4 protein-coding genes are annotated in these 4,270 nt (G+C 44.3%); 2 read left to right on the forward strand and 2 right to left on the reverse strand.

The genetic code is table 11. From position 1 onward, the window contains the following. On the forward strand, positions 1-284 hold a 284-nt coding region (gene nirD / locus ACWVCM_RS07735; protein ID WP_455201155.1), incomplete at its 5' end, for a nitrite reductase small subunit NirD. A 34-nt stretch (positions 285-318) separates the two neighbouring features. Further along, on the forward strand, positions 319-2,997 hold the full coding sequence (locus tag ACWVCM_RS07740; protein ID WP_455201156.1) for a nitrate reductase: 2,679 nt from the start codon (positions 319-321) through the stop codon (positions 2,995-2,997). Positions 2,998-3,007: 10 nt separating this feature from the next. On the opposite strand, the gene ACWVCM_RS07745 is transcribed toward ACWVCM_RS07740, so the two are convergent. Beyond that, positions 3,008-3,373, reverse strand: a complete 366-nt coding sequence (locus tag ACWVCM_RS07745) for a nuclear transport factor 2 family protein (protein WP_455201157.1) — start codon at positions 3,371-3,373, stop codon at positions 3,008-3,010. A gap of 77 nt (positions 3,374-3,450) precedes the next feature. Beyond that, positions 3,451-4,270: metal-dependent hydrolase (locus ACWVCM_RS07750; protein ID WP_455201158.1), on the reverse strand; the 820-nt coding region annotated here is incomplete at its 5' end.

The following is a 4,270-nucleotide window of genomic DNA, read 5'->3' on the forward strand; positions in this document are numbered from 1 at the left end:
GTATTAATGATATACCCAGGCTGGGTGCCAGGGTAGTAAAATCAGGACTTGGTGACATTGCGGTTTTTAGAAGTGCTGACGACGAAGTGTTTGCCCTGCTTGATCGTTGTCCTCATAAAGGTGGTCCATTATCGCAAGGCATTGTGCATGGAAAGAGTGTTACCTGCCCTTTACATAATTGGGTATTAGGTCTTGATGATGGTGAAGCCAAAGGGCCTGATGTAGGTTGTGCAACAACATTTTCGGTGAAAGTCGAAAACGATGTGATTTTCCTGATGATTTAATCATCAGGCTTTTATTAAGCTAGAATTCATCAGTATGGAGTCAGTTACCAAAACCACCTGTCCTTATTGTGGTGTCGGTTGTGGCGTCGTCGTTAAACAGGACGAACAAGGCGATGTCACAGTCAATGGCGATAAGGATCATCCTGCCAACTTTGGGCGCCTGTGTTCGAAGGGAGCGGCGCTGGCACAAACACTAGATCATGAGGGACGATTGTTATTTCCTATCGTTAATGGCGAACGTGCCAGCTGGGATGACGCGATTTCCGAAGTTACCGAGAATTTCAAATCCATTGTTGCTCAATACGGTCCGGACTCTGTAGCGTTTTATGTCTCCGGGCAAATTCTTACAGAGGATTATTATGTTGCCAATAAACTGATGAAAGGTTTCATTGGCTCTGCAAACATCGATACCAATTCACGACTTTGTATGTCCTCATCCGTAGCTGGCCATAAGCGTGCCTTTGGTGCCGACACTGTTCCTTGTTGCTATGATGACCTTGAACGCACGGATATGGTAGTGCTGTCCGGTTCCAATACTGCCTGGTGTCATCCTGTCTTATTCCAGCGTATTAAACAGGCAAAGAAAGACAATCCAAACCTGTTTATAGTAGTTATTGATCCGCGACATACCGCGACCTGTGAGATTGCCGATTTACATCTGGCGTTAAATGCTGGCAGTGACACAGTATTATTTAATGGTTTGTTAGCTTACTTGCACCGTCAGGGTGAAGAAAATAAATTATTCACCAAGTCATTTACTGAAGGATTGTACGAAACACTAAACGTGGCATTGACACCTGAATTTGCTATTAACAATGTAGCACAACAGTGTGGATTGTCAGAAAAAGTTGTGGAAAGATTTTATAAACGATTCGCCACTACTGAACGTGTTATTAGTGTTTATTCGCAAGGTGTAAACCAGTCTTCATCAGGAACTGATAAAGTTAATTCCATCATAAACTGTCATTTATTCACAGGTCGAATCGGGCGTCCTGGCATGGGGCCGTTTTCTTTTACTGGTCAACCAAACGCCATGGGGGGACGTGAAGTCGGCGGGTTGGCGAATCAATTGGCCGCGCATATGGATATAGAGAATAGTGAACATCGCCGAATTGTACAGGAGTTTTGGAAGTCACCAAGAATGCCTGTCCAGTCTGGGCTTAAGGCAGTGGATTTATTTGACGCCATTTTCGAAAACAGAGTGAAAGCCGTCTGGATCATGGGTACCAATCCTGCTGTCAGTTTACCCAATGCAAAGCGTGTAAAAAAAGCTTTGGAGCGTTGTGAATTTGTAGTGGTTTCTGATTGTGCGAGAAATACAGATACGACGAAATACGCACATGTATTGTTACCGGCGACGACCTGGGGAGAAAAAGATGGCACGGTAACTAACTCGGAACGTCGCATATCGCGGCAACGTAGTTTCCTGGAACCCCCGGGCGAAGCTAAACACGATTGGTGGATCATAACTCAGGTAGCTAAAGCTATGGGTTTCGCCAAAGAGTTTGACTATGACAGTCCTTACAGTATATTTCTAGAGCATGCCAGGCTATCAGGAAAAGATAACGAAGATGATCGCGATTTCAATATATACGGTCTTGCTTCATTAACAACGCAACAGTACGATGAAATGAATCCAGTACAATGGCCAGTCAAGCAAGATGACGAGATTACCAACACAAACAACAAGCGCTTTTTCAGTGACGGAAAATTTTTTACATTATCTGGCAAAGCGCGCTTTGTTCCAATAGCGCCCCGCAAACCCGTTAACGCACCGAACGATTATTTTCCACTAATACTCAATAGTGGTCGGTTGCGCGACCAGTGGCATACGATGACTCGCACCGGTAAAGCAGCTCGACTCACTAACCATGAGCCTGAACCCTATATTGCTATTCATCCCGTAGACGCAGAAAAGTATCGCATAGCCGACGGTATGTTAACTGCGGTGATAAGTCGCTGGGGTGAATTGATAATTAAAGCAAGAGTATCAGAGGATCAAAGACCAGGAAGCGTCTTTGTACCCATGCACTGGAACCAGCAGTTTGCCAGCGCTGCGAGCGTGGGAGATGTGATTAATCCGGCTCTGGATCCGGTTTCCGGACAGCCCGAGTTTAAACATACGCCAGTAGCTATAGAACCCAAGAAATTTGCCTGGCATGGTTTTATATTGTCGCGCAGGGAGTTACCCGTTCAGGATTCCAGTTTCTGGGTGCGAGTTAGTGGTGATAAATTCAGGCGTTATGAACTGGCAGGCGACAGTCGACCGAGCGACTGGGCGCAATGGTCCAGGCAATTGCTGTGTCAGTCAGATAAAAAAGTTAACTGGACAGAGTATTTTGATGGTGGCAGTAATTATCGCGGCGCACGATTTGTTGGGGATAAGTTGGAGAGTTGCGTTTTTATATCCGCAACCGGGAGTTTGCCATCCCGGCAGTGGTTGGCAAAATTATTCTCACAGGAGTCCATTTCTGAACAGGAGAGGGCCTTACTGCTTTCTGGAAAACCACCTTCAGATGAAGCAGACATTGGCAAAATAGTTTGCGCCTGTTTTGGTGTCGGCGAAAAGCAAATTCAGCAAGCTTTCTTAAAGCAGGGGTGTAATACTGTAGACGCCATTGGAGCAAAGTTGCAGGCGGGTACCAATTGTGGATCCTGTAAATCCGAGATTCAGGAGATGATTGTTGCCTGGAGCAAGCAGGTTGCCGTATAGAGTGTAAGTGCTAGCCAGTATTGTAAAGTTCCGATACATCCACGTATATCAGGTACTCTTTTATCTTTTCATCTTCCATTTTGAATATATTGGCAAACGGAACAGTCAATGGCGAGCCATCATGTTTCGTATAGGTTACAAAGCCATGACAAATCACACTGTCATCAACCGAGCAGGTTTCACTGATATCGTGCTGTAAAGCCTTTATGCTCTCAAAAAATCCCCTTACCACATTCCCAGCATTGTTCTTGCCGTGTATTGGTTCGGCGTTGCCAAAACGAAAAAATACATCTTCTGCTAGAAACGTAAGAAAGGCATCGGAGTCTTTGCTGTCTATAGACTGAAATAGCTGATTTATCCAGTTGTTATCTGACATTTTTCATTCCTTGATTTATATATTCAGGATTATTAATACACACACAAATTATAGAATGGATATGCAGGACAATAATGCTACATTGAAATTGTTTCATTCCAGATTCGTTGCCATACAACAGGCAATAGTTCGAGTCTTTGCTGTGTTTCAATGCGTTTGCTGTCAGTGCCAATGGGGTGTGGATTACTGAATTCACCAACCTTAAATTGAAATACATAGTTCGGTTCCACTCCCATCCTGAGATCTTTAACAATGATGTCTTTATTTTGTTTAGTCACTCCGTAATAACCTTTGGTAAACCATTGCAGGCGTTTTACGGGCCAGTGATTCTGCAATTCTTCGAGTAGATGGTTGTCGCTGGAATAAAACTTTGTTGTGATGCTTCTGCTATTATCAAACACTGAATAAAATCCCTCATGGTAGCCATTGTCGCTCATCGCCAACACGCGCCATAACAATGAGTTAAAAGGAGTTGGGATTACTATTAGTTGGTTGTAAGCTGTTTTTTGGTTCTCTAATAATTCCCGAGCGACGGAATCTACATAGAGTTTAGCCGTTACCGTCCAGACAAGGTAGGCTGAGCTTATTGCCAGGCCGAGATTGTTTGCCAAATGTCCTCGCTTAGTGCTGCGTGTTGCCACGAGCGCGAATATAACACCAGCTAAAAGCCATATTGTATATAGTGGATCAATGATAAAAATTGTCGACAAGCCCACCGGAGTCGTTATAAAAGGCCAAAAGATTTGTGTTCCGTAGACAGTTAAAGAATCAAGCAGCACGTGGGTGGCAAATACTAGATAAACCATAATACCCCATCGCTGGCGGTGATCACGGGTATCGGGGTGAAGTTTTAGAATCAGCCAAACGATGAGTGGTGTAAGCAGGGCAAGAATAAAC

The sequence above is a fragment of the Kaarinaea lacus genome, from assembly GCF_975902315.1.